Origin of the sequence: Acetonema longum DSM 6540 (assembly GCF_000219125.1) — a bacterium.
Lineage (GTDB): Bacteria > Bacillota > Negativicutes > Sporomusales > Acetonemataceae > Acetonema > Acetonema longum.
On the sequence record NZ_AFGF01000012.1, the window covers coordinates 1 to 18,813 of the forward strand.

The 18,813-nt window shown below is 53.6% G+C and carries 8 protein-coding genes; all 8 read left to right on the forward strand.

Going from position 1 to position 18,813, the window contains the following annotated elements:
- The first annotated feature begins 196 nt into the window (after window positions 1-196).
- Entirely contained in the window at window positions 197-955 is a 759-nt protein-coding gene (locus tag ALO_RS00835; protein ID WP_004091826.1) for a LytR/AlgR family response regulator transcription factor, read from the forward strand.
- 375 nt (window positions 956-1,330) lie between these two features.
- Entirely contained in the window at window positions 1,331-1,834 is a 504-nt protein-coding gene (locus ALO_RS00840; RefSeq protein ID WP_040292453.1) for a transcription termination/antitermination NusG family protein, read from the forward strand.
- Between the two features lie 55 nt (window positions 1,835-1,889).
- On the forward strand, window positions 1,890-2,645 hold the full coding sequence (locus ALO_RS00845; protein ID WP_004091832.1) for a thioesterase II family protein: 756 nt from the start codon (window positions 1,890-1,892) through the stop codon (window positions 2,643-2,645).
- An 88-nt stretch (window positions 2,646-2,733) separates the two neighbouring features.
- A complete protein-coding gene (locus ALO_RS00850) occupies window positions 2,734-4,434 on the forward strand; it encodes a methyl-accepting chemotaxis protein (protein WP_004091835.1) in 1,701 nt (566 codons plus the stop codon).
- Window positions 4,435-4,521: 87 nt separating this feature from the next.
- A complete protein-coding gene (locus ALO_RS00855) occupies window positions 4,522-6,297 on the forward strand; it encodes a fatty acyl-AMP ligase (RefSeq protein ID WP_004091838.1) in 1,776 nt (591 codons plus the stop codon).
- Window positions 6,290-8,005 carry a type I polyketide synthase gene (locus tag ALO_RS00860; RefSeq protein WP_004091840.1) on the forward strand — a complete coding sequence of 572 codons (1,716 nt, stop codon included), beginning with the start codon at window positions 6,290-6,292 and terminating at the stop codon, window positions 8,003-8,005. The genes ALO_RS00855 and ALO_RS00860 overlap by 8 nt, the downstream gene beginning before the upstream one ends.
- Complete coding sequence (locus ALO_RS21965; protein WP_004091842.1) at window positions 7,969-8,289, forward strand: CurL C-terminal domain-containing protein; 321 nt, start codon at window positions 7,969-7,971, stop codon at window positions 8,287-8,289. The genes ALO_RS00860 and ALO_RS21965 overlap by 37 nt, the downstream gene beginning before the upstream one ends.
- Window positions 8,241-18,809, forward strand: coding sequence for a non-ribosomal peptide synthetase (locus ALO_RS00870; RefSeq protein ID WP_072031794.1), 10,569 nt, complete (start codon window positions 8,241-8,243; stop codon window positions 18,807-18,809). The genes ALO_RS21965 and ALO_RS00870 overlap by 49 nt, the downstream gene beginning before the upstream one ends.
- Window positions 18,810-18,813: the final 4 nt, after the last annotated feature.

The window sequence follows — 18,813 nt, forward strand, 5'->3', positions numbered from 1 at the left end:
ATTTTGACAAATAGGAGGTAGAAGTATGTTACGGAATTTTAAACACAACATTTTGCTCTATGTGGTCAAAGGTTTGTCTTCTGTGACGCGACCTGCCCTTCCGCCAGCTTATTGGAATGCTGCTTATCAGTTCGCAAATGCTTGAGCATTTGCAGGACCGGAAATAACTGCATGAGGCAATGGAAGGGTAGTATAGATGCTAAAGGTCATTGTTGCTGATGATGACACCATGATGCGAACGATTGTAAAACGTACTTTGGCGGAAATTCCCGGCATAAAGGTCATTGGGGAGGCAGTCAACGGGCGGCAGCTTGTTTCGATGGTTGAGGAACTGGAGCCGGAAATTGTATTTTTGGATATTGATATGCCTGAAATGAATGGTATTGAAGCCTCGAAGGAAATTTTTGATATCAACCCCAAAATTTTTCTCATCTTTGCAACCGGCTATAGCTGCTACACGCATGAGGCTTTTGAAGTGTATGCCTTTGATTATCTGCTTAAGCCATTTAATTTGACACGGGTCCGGCAAACGGTAGAGCGGATCAAAGCATCGCAGAAAGAAAGAGAACAAGTCGGTTTATCCAGAAGCGGAGGAATGCTGCATTGCAGGAAACCTCTCAAACTTAGAGTGTCTTCCAATGAAAAAACGACCTTTATTGATATTCAGGACATCATTTTAATTACGCGCTATGAGCGCAAAACGATCATTCATCTTACGGGAGACAATGTTGTTCAAACCTATGAACCCTTGCAGCAGCTGGAAGAACGGTTGCGGGAATTTCATTTTTTTCGCTGCCACAAAGGCTTTATCGTCAATTCGGATATGGTGATGGAGATTTTACCCTGGGGGAATAAAACCTATTTGGTGAAGCTGGCCAATACGAAAGAAACTGCACTGATGACTTTGGAACACTCCAAAGAGTTTCAAAGGCGGTACTGCTTAGAGAATAATTAAATATATATTGTGCAGCCCTGCCGGCAGACATATCATTTTCCTATGTCTGCCGGCAGGGCTTTCATTATTTTTACTTCCATATCCATCGATGTATGTTGTTCAATTCAATAGGCTTTATAAGCAATGTATTTGCATTTTTCGACAATATCTCTATTAAAATGATAAAGTTTTTGCTAAAAATAAATAGTACTATAATAATTTAACCGGGTGATCGTCGAAGAAAATATCCGTTGAAAAACCAAAAATTCCTTTAAAATTTTATGCGGAGGCGCATGAAGAATAGAAGGAACGTTATAATCCGTATTTATTTGGAGTGCTTTTCAAGTCTCCGGTGCTTTAGCATGCTGTTTTTTATATCAACGGGGGTGATCAGTCATCGAATGGTATGTATTACGCACAATTTCCGGCAAAGAAGAGACGGCGCTGACAATCCTGCACAAACTGTTTTCCGATGTCAAGCTTATTTGCCCTAAAAGGAGAATTAGCTGGCGGAAACAAGGAAGCATTATCAGCATAGTAAGGCCATTATTTGAAGGATATTTGTTTGTTGCCTCCCCGGCGGAAAGACTTGAAGAATTTTATAACTTGCTGCGCATGTATAAATTGAATATCGCCTGGCCGGTATACAGCGCCGGAGCTTTGGTGCCCATATATACCGAGGAGCAGCTGCTGATTCAGAAATTGATCGGGAACGGCGGTATTGTCGAAGTGAGTACGTTGAAGAAACAGAATGAACAATTGCAGGTAGTAAATGGACCTTTATTAGGTTTAGACCATATTATCAAAAAGGTTTCTCCGAAAAATCGGCGCATCATGGTAGAAGTTACGGTTTTAGATGAGAAAAAGAAGATCGAACTGGAGGGTGTTTTCGTCACTTGATCCTGAAAAGGAAGAATCGATAGTTGGTACAATCTTTTCAGTGAAGGAGAATATTATGAAACAAACAAATCCATGGATTCCCTACCGCAGAACAAGCGCCCATACCCGTTTGCGCTTGTTTTGTTTTCCCTATGCAGGGGGAAGCGCCGCGGTGTTTCGCAACTGGCTGAATTGTTTCTCGCCGGAGATCGATGTTTGTCCGGTTCAATATCCCGGAAGAGAGAAACGGATCGTTGAACCGCCATTCAGCTCGATGTCTCCCTTGATCGATGCGTTAGCCGGGGCGCTGCTGCCGGAATTGGATGTGCCGTTTGCTTTTTTCGGTCATAGCTTAGGCGCTTTGATCAGTTTTGAATTGTCCCGCCGGTTGCAGGAGAAGGATCTGCATCCGGTTCATTTGTTTGTATCCGGTTACCGCGCTCCCACCCTCGCGAGAATAAAACCGCCGATGCATTTGTTGCCGGATGCCGAGTTTATCGAGCGTTTGCGCACCTATAACGGTACACCGGAGGAAGTATTGCAAAACAGCGATTTGATGAATGTGCTGTTGCCGATACTAAGAGCGGATTTTGCGCTGCATGAGACCTACACCTATGCGGCGCATATGCCGCTTGCCTGTCCCATTTCCGCTTTGGGCGGCACGGAAGATCCGGACGTGAAATATCAGGATTTAGCAGCATGGCAAGAACAGACCAGCGGCAATTTCAAAATACTGCTGTTTCCCGGCGACCATTTTTATATCCACAACAATGCCGCGGGATTAATGGAAGTGATATCCAGGGCCGTGAAGGGTTATCCGATAGCCATATAGGTTTTATATCGGGACTGTTTGCCGGTTGCTCAACCTGCAGGCTGGGCAATCGCGGTTATACAACGATGATTGAGGTGAGTGTGCTACAATGGTTCAAAGAAAAAGATTTTCGTTGCTGTTGCAAGTTCTGGGGATGTACCTACTGATTATTGTATTGTTTGTCTCATCAGCCATTTTTTCCATTTATAATTTTAAAGTCATATCCGCTGAGATAAAAGACGTATCCACCCATACGGTCCCGAGGATGATCATGGTGAAAGAGACGCACCGGCTGTTTAGTAATGCCTTGCTGAATATGAGAGGGCTTTTGCTGTATGGCGGAGGAAGCACCTATGAAGCCGGCTATCGCAAGGATATCGGCAGCGCCTTGAATGAAATAGAAAAACTGGTTGAAACCTCGACGCAAGAAAGCACGAGAAACCAAAGCGAAAAGCTGCTGCGCGAGATACGGGAGTATCAGGCATTCGGGGATAGGATCATACGCGCCCAAAAAGCAAACGCCGCTAATTTGGCTGAATTAACCGCGCAGGGACGATTTTTAGTGGATACTATTAATGCAGATTTTGATAAGATGTCTGAAATACAGGTACGGTTCTTTGACACGAAGACGGAAGGCATGAATCAGCATATAGCTGCAGCTGAAGGAATCGTTACCGTGGTTTCATTTGTTATTTCTGTTTTGAGCATGATACTGGCATTTATTTATAGCAAAAATTTAATAAAGCGTATTTCCGAGTTAAATAAGGTGATTGAACAGACTGGGCAGCTGGATTTGACGCCCAGCTCGTATAAGAGCTCAATGAACGATGAGATTAACGATATGCTGGTCTGCCTGGAAACCATGCGGATGCAGGTCCGTGAAACGGTCGCTCATGTTCAGTCCTCCTCTTCCACTTTAGCGGCTGCCTGTGAAGAATTAACCGTTATGACGGAGGAGTTTTCGCGGTCGATTGATTCGGTTGCGGGAAATGTAACCGATATGGCCGGCAGCGCCACTGCGTCGGCAGCCAGTATTACCGATATTTCCGCGACGATCCAGGAGGTTTCGGCCAGCGCGGAAGAAATGAGCGCGGGAGCGGCCCAAATAGACAAGACGGCGCAAACTGCGGTGACGGAATCGCAAACAGGCATGAATCTGTTGGAAGAAGTCGTCAATCAGAACGAAGTGATTGCCAATTCCATGGGAAAAATGCAAGATGCCACACTGGCTTTGAATACGTCGTCAGAACAAATTAAAAGGATTATCAGTGTTATTTCCAATATAGCAGGCCAGACAAATTTGCTGGCGCTGAATGCCGCTATCGAAGCTGCACGCGCCGGTGAAGCCGGCAGGGGGTTTGCCGTAGTTGCCGAGGAGGTTAGAAGGCTTGCCGAGCAATCGGAAGGTTCAACGAAAGAAATAGCCTCTATTATCCATAGTATCAGTACGGAAATCAATAATATAACAGCCATATCCAGCGCAACTTCGGTTGAAACAGGCAAGGGAAAAGAGGTTGCTTTTCATACGCAGAAAGGCTTTCAAAAGATTATTGATCAGTTGGAAAGAATAGGCCTCAGCATTAAGGAAATGTCCCGATCCGCCGAAGAAATTACCCAAGGCACGCAAGGCGTTGCCGGCAGCGTCCAGGCTGTCAGCGAAACCGCTTCAGCCACTTCCGGCAAAACGCAGAACGTTGCCGCCGTCACAGAAGAACAGGCAGCCACTATGACGGAAATTGCGCGGAATGTTGACCGGCTGGCCGAATTGGCCATTCAAATGAATGAAAAGGCCAGTCAATTTAGAGTGTAGGAAAATAACTAACGGATTGTAAGGTTTTATATAGCGCCGGAAGGCGTTTTTCTTTTGCGTTCAAAATGAAATCTGGAGGTGTATTTTATGAAACAAATGACTACGGACTCATTGCAAAATGTTTCTTCTTTGGTGGAAATTCTCCAATACCGGGCACAGCAGCACCCTGACAAGCGAATCTATACGTTTCTGGAAAATGGGGAAACAGAATACAATCATTTGACCTTTGCGGAATTCGACAAACGGGCCAAGGCCGTGGGGGCTTTTCTGCAAAGCGCTGAGCTGCAGGGGGAACGTGCTTTGCTCCTGTATCACTCGGGACTGGATTATATCATTGCTTTTATGGGCTGCCTGTATGCGGGAGTTGTCGCGGTGCCTGCCTATCCGCCGAAACTAAACCGCAATTTGCTAAGACTCCAAAATATCGTAAAAGATGCCCAGGCGCGGGTAGTGTTAACAACCTCGACTATTATCAGCAAGTTTGAGCCCGTCATCGCTCAAACTCCGGATTTGTCAGAACTGCACTGGTTAACGACTGATGTTATTAATACAGCGCTGGCCAAACGATGGCAAGATCCGGGGATAACGAAAGATACACTGGCTTTTCTCCAATATACTTCCGGTTCCGTGGGAATACCCAAGGGCGTGATGGTGAGTCATGGCAATCTTCTTCACAATGAAAAGCTGATGCAAACAGCTTTTGGTTTGAATGGAGATACCGTTGCGGTTGGCTGGTTACCTATTTATCATGATATGGGGTTAATGAGCAAGGTGCTGCAAGCCCTTTATATGGGAAGTACGTATGTTTTTATGTCTCCAGTGGATTTTTTGCAAAAACCCTATCGCTGGCTAAAAGCGATTTCCGATTACAAAGGGACTTTGGGCGGCGCTCCCAACTTTGCCTATGAGTTATGTGTAAATAAGGTAACTGAAGAACAAAAAGCAACCTTGGATTTGACCTCCTGGCGGACGGCTTTCAACGGGGCTGAACCTGTCCGCTATGAAACCATGGAAAGATTTGTCGCAGCTTTTGAAACGGCCGGCTTCCGGCGGGAGGCTTTTTATCCGTGCTACGGCATGGCGGAAGCGACGTTGATGCTGACCGGCGGAGCGGTAAGCGCGGCGCCGGTTTATAAGCAATTCAGCGCGCAAGCCCTGGAAAAGGATACTGTCGCTGCCGGTGATGCACATGGAAAGAGCCATGTTTTGGTAGGCTGCGGCCATTCATGGCCGGAGCATCAAATTGTCATCGCCGATCCGGAGACGCTCATGCGCTGCCCGGCCAACAAAGTAGGAGAAATCTGGGCTTTTGGCCCCAGTATTGCGCAAGGATATTGGAACAATCCGGAAGCTACACAAAAGACTTTCCGAGCCTACCTTGCGGACAGCGGAGAAGGGCCTTTTCTCAGAACCGGGGATCTTGGCTTTACCCATGACGGCGAGCTTTATGTCACCGGACGCCTGAAAGATCTCATCATCATCCGGGGGGCGAATCATTATCCGCAGGATATTGAGCAAACGGTTGAACAGTGCCATCAGGCAATTCGTCCCGGATGCTGCGCCGCTTTTGCCCTGGACATCGACGGGAACGAGTGTCTGGGTATTGTGGCCGAAGTCGAGCGGCAATACCGGCCGCGGGGGGCGCAAAATCAATCCAGTCAGGAAGACGGCGCCCTGGAAGAAATCTATACCGCCATCAGGGAAGCGGTTTTCCGCGATCATGAACTGCAGGTTCATGAAATCTTATTGCTCAAGCCCGCCAGTATTCCTAAAACCTCCAGCGGCAAAATTCAGCGTCATGCCTGCCGGAACGGCCTGTTGGACGGAACGCTGGCAGCCGAAAGGGGAATAGCAAATGGCTAAGAAAACGCCGGGTGCAGCAGGAGAGCCCCGGTCAGAGAAAACCAGCCGGGACATACAAAATTGGCTGATCGGTAAACTGGCCGAGCGGCTAAAGGTAGAGCAACAAAAAATTGATGTGCGTGAACCTTTATATAATTATGGCTTGGATTCAGTCGAATCAGTCACTATTACCGGGGAGTTGGGAGAGTGGCTGGGCCGGGATGTCTCGCCGACCCTGGTTTGGGATTATCCCACCATTGAAGGGATAACCCGCTTTTTAACCGGCAAACCGGATCAGCCTGTTGTGGGCGATACGGCAAGGAACAAGCCTTCCGTGGAGCCGATTGCCATCATCGGCATCGGCTGCCGGTTTCCCGGCGCGCAGGGACATAAGGCCTTCTGGCAACTGCTGCAAAATGGCGTGGACGCTATCCGCGAGGCTCCGCCGGGGTATCAGAGGGCAGGAAGAAGCACCGGCAACCGCAATGCTGACCGCGAACAAAACGGCTGGGGCGGATTTCTGGAGGCTATTGATGAATTTGACGCACCGTTTTTTGGCATTTCACCGCGGGAAGCCGTCAGTATGGACCCGCAGCAACGGTTGTTGCTGGAAGTTGCCTGGGAAGCCCTGGAGGATGCCGGGCAGGTGCCGGAGCGCCTGGCCGGGCAGCCGGTCGGCGTATTTGTCGGCGTCTCGGGTTACGAATACGGTACGCTGCTAAACCAGTTTACCACGCAGGACATTTACACAGCCACGGGCAACGCTTTAAGCATCGTGTCCAACCGTATTTCCTACTTATTTAATTTTCAGGGGCCGAGCCTGTCGGTTGATACGGCCTGCTCATCCTCGCTGGTAGCTGTGCATCTGGCATGCCAAAGCTTGCGGAACGGCGAATCGGCGATGGCTTTGGCAGGAGGCGTCAATCTGTTGCTGTCTCCCGAGCTTACAACCGCTTTTGCCAAAGCCGGCATGCTGGCATCTGACGGCCGGTGCAAAACCTTTGCTGCCGAAGCCAACGGCTATGTCAGGGGTGAAGGCGCGGGAGTGGTCGTATTAAAGCCGCTTTCCCGGGCGCTGGCGGACGGCGATATGATTTACGCGTTAATTGCCGGCAGCGCCGTGAATCAGGACGGACGCAGCAACGGATTAACGGCGCCAAACGGCCGGGCCCAGGAACAGGTGCTGCTGGACGCGTACCGCCAGGCCGGCGTTTCTCCCGGTCAAATCCAATATATAGAAGCCCATGGAACAGGAACATCCTTGGGGGACCCGATTGAGGCAAAAGCATTGGGAAAAGTGCTGGCGCTGGACCGTTCCCCGCAGCATCCCTGCCTGATTGGCTCCGCAAAGACGAACATCGGGCATTTGGAGGCGGCGGCCGGCATAGCGGGAATTATTAAAGTCGCTTTGGCGATAAAGCACCGGCAAATTCCGGCCAGTCTGCATTTTACCAATCCGAACCCTTATATTCCTTTTGCGGACTTACCCTTGCGCGTGCAAACCGAGCTGGGGTCGTGGCCGGATACGTCTGTTCCCGCGCTGGCCGGCGTAAGTTCCTTTGGTTTTGGCGGAACCAATGCCCATATAGTGTTAAAAGGCTTTCAGCCTGTTACGATAAAAAATACAGCATGGCGGCCCGTTTACCGAAAACGGACCATTTGCTGCCTATCTCCGCTGCCGGACAGCAAGCCTTGCAGGAGCTGGCCCGGTCTTACCGGAACTATCTGAGCGGTTCCGACGCCAATGTTGCCTTAAACGACATCTGCCGCACCGCTGGCGTGCGGCGCAGCCATCACGACTGCCGCCTGGCACTGACTGGCCGGTCCAAAAAAGAAATGGTCGAACGGATCGACAAGTTTCTGGCGGGAGAACTATCGCCCGGCCTGCATGTCGGCCAGAAAAAGCCGGCTTTTCGCCCAGGCTGGTTTTTGTTTTTTCCGGACAGGGACCGCAATGGTGGGCCATGGGACGGGAACTGTTCCGTGAGGAGCCTGTGTTCCGGAAAGCCATAGAAGAATGCGATATGCTGTTCCGCGGGCATGCCTACTGGTCACTGATAAGAGAATTAAACGCGGGAGAATCACAGAGCCGGTTGGACCAGACGCAGTTTGTCCAGCCGGCGCTTTTTGCTGTCCAGGTGGCATTGGCCAGGCTTTGGGAATCTTGGGGCATCCGGCCTGCGGCAGTAGTCGGCCATAGTATGGGCGAAGCGGCAGCGGCCCACATTGCCGGCGTTCTCACCCTTGCTGACGCCGTGCGCGTGATTTTTCACCGCAGCCGGCTGATGCAGCAGACTACCGGCCAGGGTAAAACAGTGGCTGTCGAGCTTTCCCGGGAGGAAGCGGCATCGCTGCTGCGGGGATATGAAAATAAAGTATCGGTCGCCTGCTATAACGGGCCAGCGTCATTGGTTTTATCCGGCGACCCGGCCAATATAAACGAAGTTATGGCAATCTTAGAGAAAAAGAAAGTATTTTGCAAGGCGCTGCCCGTAAGCTATGCGTTTCACAGCCATCAGATGGAGCCGCTTATGGCGGATCTGGCAAAATCCCTGCAAGGGCTGGAGCCGCAGGCAGCCGGCATGCCAATCTATTCTACGGTTACCGGCCAATGCATCGACGGACAGGAACTCGACGCTGACTATTGGGTGAAAAACCTCAGGAACCCGGTGCTGTTCGCCGATGCTGTGGAACGGCTGATCGAAGACGATTACAGCGTATTCCTGGAAATCAGCCCCCATCCTGTGCTTGCCGGCGCCATCCGGCAGAATTTCGGCAAGCGGGGACAGGACGTTAGCGTGCTGCCGTCTTTGCGCAGGCAGGAGCCTGAGCAGGCGACTCTGCTTAACTCGCTGGGGGCGCTTTATACCCTTGGTTATCCCGTCGAATGGGAGCAGCTCTATCCGGAGGGCCGGTGCGTTTCCCTGCCGGGGTATCCCTGGCAGCGGGAATCCTATTGGTTTGAGGCGGAACGCGGTCTGAATTATGAAGCTTTACAGCGCGCACAGCAGACTGCCGCCGGCAGCTGGGACCAGTGGCTGTATGAGCCGGTCTGGCGTCCTCAGGAAAACGGCCGGGAAAAATCTGCGGTGAACGGCCAGGGGATCTGGCTGATCTTCGCCCACCGGTCGGGTATCGGGGAAAGGGCTGCCAAACGCCTGGCGGAGCGGGGAGAACGGGCGGTCGTTGTATATCCCGGCGAATCCTTTGCCTGCCTGGAAAAAGACATATTTTGCAGCAGCCCGTCCCGGCAGGATATGAACAGGCTTTTCCAGGAAACGCTTCATTCCGGCCGGGATTGTTGCCGCGGCATCCTGCATACCTGGAGCGCCGGCGCGGGCCGTAAAGGCGAAATAAGCGCGGCTGACCTGGAGCAGGCGCAAGAACTGGGATGCCTGCATGTGCTGCAGCTTGTACAGGCCGTCCGGGAATGCAGCGGCATGTTTAACCGGGCCTGGCCGCGCCTTTGGCTTGTTACCAAAGGCAGCCAGCCGGTACTGCAGGAAGGGGAAGCCGTAGATGTTGCCCAGGCGCCGCTGTGGGGGCTGGGCAGGACCCTTGCCCTTGAGCAGCAGGAATTATGGGGCGGATTGGTGGATCTGGACGCCGCGGCGCCGGACGAACAAGCCGCAGACAGGCTAATTGCGGATCTATTGGTCCATGACGGCGAAGACCAGGTTGCTTACCGTCAAGGCAGACGCTATATAGCCCGATTGCAGCGCCATATCCCCTCCGGAAAACGGGATATTTCATTCCGTTGCGCTGCCAACGGCTCGTACCTGATTACCGGCGGGCTTGGCGACCTGGGTATGCAGGTTGCCCGCTGGCTGGTGCAGCAAGGAGCCAAATGGCTGATTTTAATGGCGAGGACTGAACTGCCGCCGCGATCGGCGTGGGGGCAGGCGCTGGCCAAAGGGGACCGTATAGCCGGCTATATTACCAACATTAAAGAATTGGAAGCGATGGGAGCCAGCGTATATCTGGCGGCCGTTGATGTAGGCGATGAACGGCAGTTTAAGGCATTCCTTACACGGTATCGGGAGGAATACTGGCCGCCTGTCAGAGGGGTAGTTCATGCGGCAGGCACAGTGGCCGACGCGCTGCTGACCGCGTGCGAACCCGCCGCCTTTCGTGCGGTTTTACGGCCCAAAGTCCAGGGAGCCTGGCATCTGCATCATCTGCTGCAGGATGATCCGCTGGACTTTTTCATTTTGTTCTCATCGATTTCCACCCTGGTGAGTTCGCCGCGGTTGGGAAGCTACGCGGCGGCAAACGCCTTTTTGGATGCCCTGGCGCATCAGCGGCGGCAGCTGGGCTTGCCGGCGCTAAGCATAAACTGGGGCCCCTGGGCGGACATCGGCATGGCGGCCCGTTCACAAAAGACAGCTTTGACTGCCGCCGGCACCGGCATGAACCCGATACCGCCCGCAGCGGGGCTGCAAATACTGGAAGCGCTGGCCGGCCGGGATTTGGAACAGGTTGCGGTCATGGATATGGACTGGGAACAATGGGGCGCGATTTTTCAACAGGCTGGGAAAGCTGGGCTGTTTGAAGACTTGCTGCAGCATACCGGCGAAATTGCCGCAACCGTCAGCTCCGCCGCTTCCGGAGAAGGCTCCGTCCGCGCCGGACTGCTGGGAGCCGGGCCGGAGGAACGCCGGCAATTGCTGGAACAGTATTTGTGCGGGCAGACGGCTCAGGTTTTGAAACTGCCCCAGGCCAGGCTTGATGTTAACGCCGCCTTAAACGGCATGGGACTTGATTCGATCATGGCCGTGGAGTTGAAGAACAAGCTGGAAAGGACGCTGGGCGTCGTTGTTCCCATGGTGAATTTTCTGCAGGGGCCCAGCATCGCGGAACTGGCCGCGCAGGTTCAGGAACTTTTAACGCTGGAACCGGCTGCCGCCGTTATCCCCAGTGTGCCGGAACAGGAGTATTATCCGGTATCATCGGCGCAAAAGCGCATGTTTATTCTGAATCAGTTTGAAGCAAACGATACTGCCTACAACAATTTTCTGGCCTTTCAAATAGAAGGGAAGCTGGACAAGCAACGGTTTGCGGCCGTATTGCGGCAACTGGCGGAGCGGCATGAAACCCTGCGGACTTCTTTCGAGGTGATTGATGGGGAGCCTGTGCAAAGAGTGCATGCGTCCATTGATTTTCAGATGGATGAACGCACGGCGGACGAGGCGGACCTGCCGGACCTGATCCAGGGGTTCATCCGTCCTTTTGACCTGAGCCAGGCGCCGCTGTTCCGGGTGAGCGTGATCGAACTGGCCTCGTCCAGCCATATGGTGTTATTTGATTTTCATCATATTATCTCCGATGGGGTCACAGCGGCGATTTTTACGCGGGAATTGGCCGGCTTGTATGAAGGAAAAGAACTGCCGGAACTGCGCATCCAATACAAGGATTTTGCCGTCTGGCAAAATAAGCTGTTCCAAACCGCGGAGTTCAAAAAGCAGGAAGCATACTGGCTGCAGGCATTTGCCGGGGAACCTCCCGTGCTCAATATGCCGACCGATTATCCGCGTCCGCCGGTCCGCAGCTTTAAGGGGGATCTGCTGCGCTTTACCCTGGATGAAACCCTGACCGCCGCCTTAAACAAACTGGCCGTGGATAGCGGGACGACCCTCTACATGGTGCTGCTGGCGGCCTACAATGTTTTATTATCCAAATACAGCGGCCAGGAAGATATTGTCATTGGCTCGCCGATTGAAGGAAGGCCCTATGCGGACCTGCATAATATTATCGGCGTATTTGTCAATACGCTGGCCATGCGCAATTATCCCGAAGGCGGGAAACGTTTCCGGGAATTTTTACAAGAGGTTAAAGACCACGCGCTGCAGGCTTATCAACATCAGGACTACCAGTTTGAGGAACTGGTGGAAAAACTGGACATCCCGCGCAATTTAAGCAGGAATCCGCTGTTTGACACCATGTTTGCCCTGCAGAACGTGAATCTGGCCGCGCTGGCCATCGGAGATTTGCGATTGACACGTTATGGCTTCGATAATAAGATCGCTAAATTTGATCTGATTCTGGAAGCCATCGAAAGAAACAGCCGGTTAGACTTTACCCTGGAATTTGACACGGCATTGTTTAAAAGTGAAACGGCCCGAAGACTGTGCGGGCATTTTATCAACCTGCTGGCAAGCATTGTGGAGGACCCTCAAGTCAAGCTGGGAGACATCGACATGATGTCCGGGGAAGAAAAAAGGCAAATCGTCGCAGACTTCAACAATACAACAACCGCCTATCCCAAGGACAAGACGATTCAGGAGCTCTTCGAAGAACAAGCGGCAGCGCACCCTGAACAGACGGCCGTCGTATTCAACGGGCAGCAGCTCAGCTACCGGGAACTGAACCGCAAAGCCAACCAGCTGGCCGGCGCACTGCGGGTCAAAGGAGTAACCGCCAACCGCATCGTCGGCATCATGGTGGAACGCTCCCCCGAAATGATCATCGGCATCCTGGGCATCTTAAAGGCCGGCGGCGCCTACCTGCCGATCGACCCGGAATACCCGGAGGAGCGCATCGGCTACATGCTCCAGGACAGCGGCGCCGGTATCCTGATCACCCAGCCGCGTTTGGCTGCGGCCAACCTCTTTAAGGGAGAAACGCTGGACATCGAAGACCCCGGCCTCTACCGAGGCGACTGCGCCAACCTGCCCCGTGTCAACACCGCGCAGGATTTAGCCTATGTCATCTATACCTCCGGCTCAACCGGCAAGCCCAAAGGCAACCTCACCATGCACCACAATGTCGTCCGGGTCGTCAAAAACACCAACTATATCGAAATTACCGGCCGGGACGTATTGCTGCAGTTATCCAACTACGCCTTTGACGGTTCCGTCTTCGACATCTACGGCGCTTTGCTCAACGGAGCCAAACTCGTCCTGGTAGACCGGAGCGGAGTATTGGACATTGCCCGGTTGCCTAAGATCATCGAACAGGAAAAAGTAACCGTCTTCTTCATCACCACCGCCCTGTTCAATACACTGGTAGACATCAATATTGACTGCTTCCGGCACATCCGGAAAGTACTCTTCGGCGGCGAAATGGTTTCGGTCAATCATGTGCGCAGAGCCTTCAACTACTTAGGCGGCGGCAAAATCATCCACGTCTACGGCCCTACCGAAACCACCGTATTCGCCACCGCTTACGCTGTCAACCAGCTGGCGGAAAATGAAGCCAGCATTCCCATCGGAGCCCCCATAGCCAACACTGCAATTTATATACTGGGGAAAGACGGTCAGACGCAGCCCGTCGGCGTGGCGGGAGAGCTGTGCATTGGCGGCGCCGGTCTGGCGCAAGGCTACCTGAACCGGCCGGAACTGACCGCGGAAAAATTTGTCTCTAACCCCTTCCAACCGGGAGAAAAGATGTACCGCACCGGCGACCTGGCCCGGTGGCTGCCCGACGGGAACATAGAATTCCTGGGACGCATCGACCACCAGGTGAAAATCCGGGGCTTCCGGATTGAACTGGGAGAAATCGAAACCGAACTCCTAAAACACCCGGCCATAAAAGAAGCCATTGTAATCGCCAAAGGCGACACCACCGCCGGAAAATACCTGTGCGCCTATTTTACCGCCGGACAGGAACTGGGCGCAGCCGAGCTGCGCGGGCACTTATCCCATGCGCTGCCCGACTACATGATTCCGGCCTTTTTAGTTCAGCTGGAGAAAATGCCACTGACGCCCAACGGCAAAATAGACCGGCGTGCGCTGCCCGAGCCCGACGGAGGCAGCGGCAGAGCCGAATATGCGGCTCCCCGGAATGAAGCGGAAGAAAAGATGGCGGCTCTGTGGCAGGATATTCTGGGCGTGGAAAAAGTCGGGATCGAAGACAACTTTTTCGAACTGGGCGGCCATTCGCTCAAGGCCATCACTCTCGTGGCCAGGATTCATAAGGAATTCGGGACAGCGGTGCCGCTGCAGGAAATCTTTAAAGCGCAGACCATCAGGAACCTGATGGAGATCGCCGAAGGTACGGCGCCCAACAGCTATGCGGCCATTGAACCGGTGCCGGAGCAAGAGTATTACCCGGTGTCGTCGGCGCAGAAGCGCATGTTTATTTTAAATCAATTCGAAGGCAGCGATACCGCTTATAACATGCCTGCGGCGCTGCGGATCGAAGGACGCCTGGACAAGAAGAAATTTGCGGCGGCGCTGCAACAGCTCGTTGCGCGGCACGAAACCTTACGGACTTCGTTTAGCGTGATAGCCGGGGAGCCTGTGCAAAGAGTCCGGCCGGCCATTGACTTTGCCATGGACTGCCGCCAGGCTTCCGAAGCAGCTCTGCCGGGCATCATTGAAGCCTTTGTCCGTCCCTTTGACCTGAGCCAGGCGCCGCTGCTCCGGGCCAGTCTGGTTGAACTAAATGAAACCAGCCATGTCTTACTGTTTGATATGCATCATATTATATCCGACGGCGCATCCATCGGTATTTTAATGCAGGAATGGGCCGCTTTATATCAAGGCCAGGGGCTGCCGGAGCTGCGCATCCAGTATAAGGATTTCTCCGCCTGGCAAAAGGCGATGCGGGAAACGGACGGCATGAAGCGGCATGAGGCGTACTGGCTCAAGGCGCTGGCGGGAGATCTGCCGGTGCTGAATGTGCCTGCGGATGATCCGAGGCCGGCTGTAAGAAGCTTTGAGGGAGACCGTTTGCAGTTCGAACTGGAGGAAGAGCTGACGGCAGCCTTAAACACGCTGGCCGGACAAGCCGGCGCTACGCCCTATATGGTGCTGCTGGCGGCCTATAACGTGCTTCTGGCAAAATATACCGGCCAGGAAGACATCATCGTGGGGTCGCCGATTACGGGAAGACCCCACGCGGATCTGGAGAATATCGTCGGCATGTTTGTCAACACGCTGGCGATGCGCAATTATCCGGCCGGGGACAAGAGCTTCCTGGAATTTTTAGCGGAAGTTAAGGAAAATGCGCTGGGAGCCTATGAACATCAGGAGTATCAGTTTGAAGCACTGGTGGATAAGCTGAACCTGCCGCGGGATCTAAGCCGCAATCCCCTGTTTGACACGGTATTCGCCCTGCAGGATTTGGACGTGGCAGCCTTGTCCATGGGCGAACTGAAGCTTTCTCCCGTTGCCTTCGCCAACAAAATTGCTAAATTCGATGTAACGCTGGAAGCTGTTGAAAGAAATAACCGTTTCGTGTTCACGCTGGAATACTATACCAGACTGTTCACGGAAGAAACGGCCTCCAGGCTGGCGGGGCATTTTGTCAACGTGCTGAGAAATGTCGCCGCCGCACCGCATAGCAAACTGGCGGACATCGCGATTTTGTCCGGGGATGAAAAGCGCCGGATTCTCTCGGAATTTAACAATACGGAACATGTGTATCCACGGCATAAGACGGCGGTGGAACGGTTTGAAGAGCAGGCGGCGAGGGTGCCCGCCAACACGGCGGTAGCATTTGAGGAACGGCGGCTGACCTACCGGGATCTCAATGAAAAAGCCAATCAACTGGCCCGGGTGTTGAAAGCGAAGGGGGTACAGGCCAACCGCATTGTCGGCATCCTGACGGAACGCTCGCCGGAGATGCTGATCGGCATTCTGGGAATCATGAAGGCCGGCGGGGCCTATCTGCCGATTGACCCGGAATATCCGGCGGACAGAATCGCCTATATGCTCGAAGACAGCGGAGCGGCTGTTTGCCTGACGCAGCGGCATCTCGCCGCTCTCCTGTCCTTTGGCGGGGAGAGCATCGATTTAAGCGACCGCAGCTTGTATGGCGGCGACAATTCGAATCCGCCCCGGGAAACTGCCGCCCAGGATCTGGCCTATGTCATTTATACATCGGGTTCAACCGGCAGGCCCAAAGGCGTGGAGATACAGCATGCCAGCCTGGCGAATCTGATCGGCTGGCACCAGCGGGTCTATGAAATCACTGAGGCCGACAGAGCGACGCAGCTGGCCGGGCAGGCCTTCGACGCCTCGGTATGGGAAATCTGGCCCTACCTGACCGCCGGCGCGGGCCTCTATATTCTCGATAATGAAACCCGGACCTCTCCGGCGGCGCTGATCCAATGGCTGAAAAGAAACCGGATTACCATCAGCTTTATGCCGACACCGCTGGCCGAGGTGCTGCTGAGTGAGCCGTGGCCGGCTGACACGCCGCTGCGGGCGCTGCTGACCGGCGGGGATAAGCTGCGGCGCCGACCTGCGGCCGATTTGCCTTTTACACTGCTGAACCATTACGGCCCCACGGAAAACACGGTCGTGGCAACCTGGACGCCTGTCGCCGCCGGCGCGGCGCAGGATGTTCTGCCGTCCATCGGCCAGCCTGTCGACAATTCACAAGTCTATATCGTGAACCGCTACAACCAGCTGCAGCCCGTCGGCATTCCCGGTGAATTGTGCATCGCCGGCGACAGCCTGGCCAGAGGCTATTTAAACAAGCCGGAGCTGACAGCGGAAAAATTTGCGCCCAATCCTTTCATGCCGGGAACGAGAATGTACCGGACGGGGGATTTGGCAAGATGGATGCCGGACGGTAATATTGAGTTCTTAGGCCGCATTGACTATCAGGTAAAGATCCGGGGTTTCCGGATCGAACTGGGAGAGATCGAAGCCGAGCTGCTGAAGCATCCGTCCGTCAAAGAAGCAGTGGTGATGACCCGGCCTGACGCCAACGGCAACCCCTATCTTTGCGCCTATTTCGCGGCGGAGCGGGAGCTTGACGGCGCGGCGTTGCGGCAGCATCTCGCCAGGGAACTGCCTGAATACATGATTCCGTCCTACTTTATCCAACTGGATACACTGCCGCTGACGCCTAACGGCAAAATTGACCGGAAAGCCCTGCCGGAACCGGACGCCGCCGTTAATGCCGGGGCTGACTATGCGGCCCCGGAAAATGAAACGGAAGAAATGCTGGTCCGGATATGGCAAGAGGTATTAAAGATCGAACGGATCGGCATAAAGGATAATTTCTTCAGTCTGGGCGGCGATTCGATCAAAGGCATACAGGTGCTTTCCCGCTTGAGCCACTGCGGCTATCATCTGGAAATGCGGGATTTGTTCAAGTACCCTGTGATTGAAGAATTGAGCCGCCGTGTAACAGCGGTCAGCCGGCAGATTGATCAGGGAGTGGTGGAAGGCGCCGTGGGACTTACGCCGATCCAGAGCTGGCTGTTTGCCCAGCCTTTTGCCGCTAAGCATCATTTCAACCAGGCGGTTATGCTGTATGCGGCGGCGGGCTTGGAAGAAGGCGCGCTGCGCCGCGTATTCGCCAAACTGGCGGAGCATCATGACGCTTTACGGATGGTAGTAAACGATGACAACGGGCAGCCCGTACAGTTTAACCGCGGTCTTGCGGGAGAATTGTACGCCCTGGAGCTTGTGGATCTGACCGGCCGCGATGATTACCGGGAAATGATCGTCCGGGAGGCTGAGCGGATACAAAGCGGCATCGACCTCCGCCGCGGCCCGCTGCTGAAGGCCGGGCTGTTCAAGACCCAGGCAGGGGATCACCTGCTGCTTGTCATCCATCATCTGGCGGTAGACGGAGTATCCTGGAGGGTCATCCTGCAGGATCTGGCCGCCGGGTATCAGCAGGCGCTGCAGGACGGGGACGTTTCGTTCCCGGACAAAACCCATTCGTTTCAGGCGTGGTCGGAGCAATTGGCCGCTTACGCCAACAGCCGGGAGCTGTTAGACGAAGCGGCATACTGGGCCGGCCTGGAAGCGGCGGATATACAGGCGCTGCCTAAGGATAAAGCGGTTGCGGCAAGGCTGTATCGCGACAATGAAAGCACCCGGCTGGAATTAACGGCGGAAGATACGGAAAAATTGCTGAAACAGGTGAATACCGCTTATAACACCGAGATCAACGATATTTTGCTCACGGTGCTGGGCATGGCCGTCAGGGAGTGGGCCGGCGTGGAAAAGGTGTTAATCAACCTGGAAGGCCACGGCCGGGAAGCCATTATCAAAGACCTGGATATCTCACGGACGGTTGGCTGGTTTACCGCCCAATACCCGGTAACGCTAGATATGGGAGACGACAGGGACCTGGCCTACCGCATAAAATCCGTCAAAGAAACGCTGCGGCAGATACCCGGCAAAGGGGTTGGCTACGGCCTGTTAAAATATCTGACGCGGCCGGAAAACAAGCCGGCTTTGCATTTTAACCTGCAGCCGGAAATCAGCTTTAACTATCTGGGGCAGTTTGACGGAGAAATGAATACGGAACGCTTCACTATGTCGGATATCCCGGCTGGGAACGCCATATCGCCGCAGATGGAAAATCCCTATGCCGTAGACATCAGCGGCATGGTTGTCAAGGGACGCCTGGCACTAAGTTTCACGTATAACCGGGCGGAATATGAACAAGCCACCATGGCCAAGCTGACGGATTGTTTCCGCAGAAACCTGCTGGCTGTGATCGCCCATTGCACCGCCGCAGGCTATACCGAGCTGACGCCCAGCGATATCAGCCGGGAGGAACTGAGCCTGGAGGATGTGGACAATATCTACGAGCTGCTGGGAAAAAATTTACCGGAATAAAACG

Excerpts from the sequence above, each read along its gene's own strand:
- ALO_RS00870 (WP_072031794.1), top strand. The coding sequence starts at position 8,241 with ATGGGACGGGAACTGTTCCGTGAGGAGCCTGTGTTCCGGAAAGCCATA.
- ALO_RS00835 (WP_004091826.1), top strand. The coding sequence starts at position 197 with ATGCTAAAGGTCATTGTTGCTGATGATGACACCATGATGCGAACGATT.
- ALO_RS00860 (WP_004091840.1), top strand. The coding sequence starts at position 6,290 with ATGGCTAAGAAAACGCCGGGTGCAGCAGGAGAGCCCCGGTCAGAGAAA.
- ALO_RS00845 (WP_004091832.1), top strand. The coding sequence starts at position 1,890 with ATGAAACAAACAAATCCATGGATTCCCTACCGCAGAACAAGCGCCCAT.
- ALO_RS00855 (WP_004091838.1), top strand. The coding sequence starts at position 4,522 with ATGAAACAAATGACTACGGACTCATTGCAAAATGTTTCTTCTTTGGTG.
- ALO_RS00850 (WP_004091835.1), top strand. The coding sequence starts at position 2,734 with ATGGTTCAAAGAAAAAGATTTTCGTTGCTGTTGCAAGTTCTGGGGATG.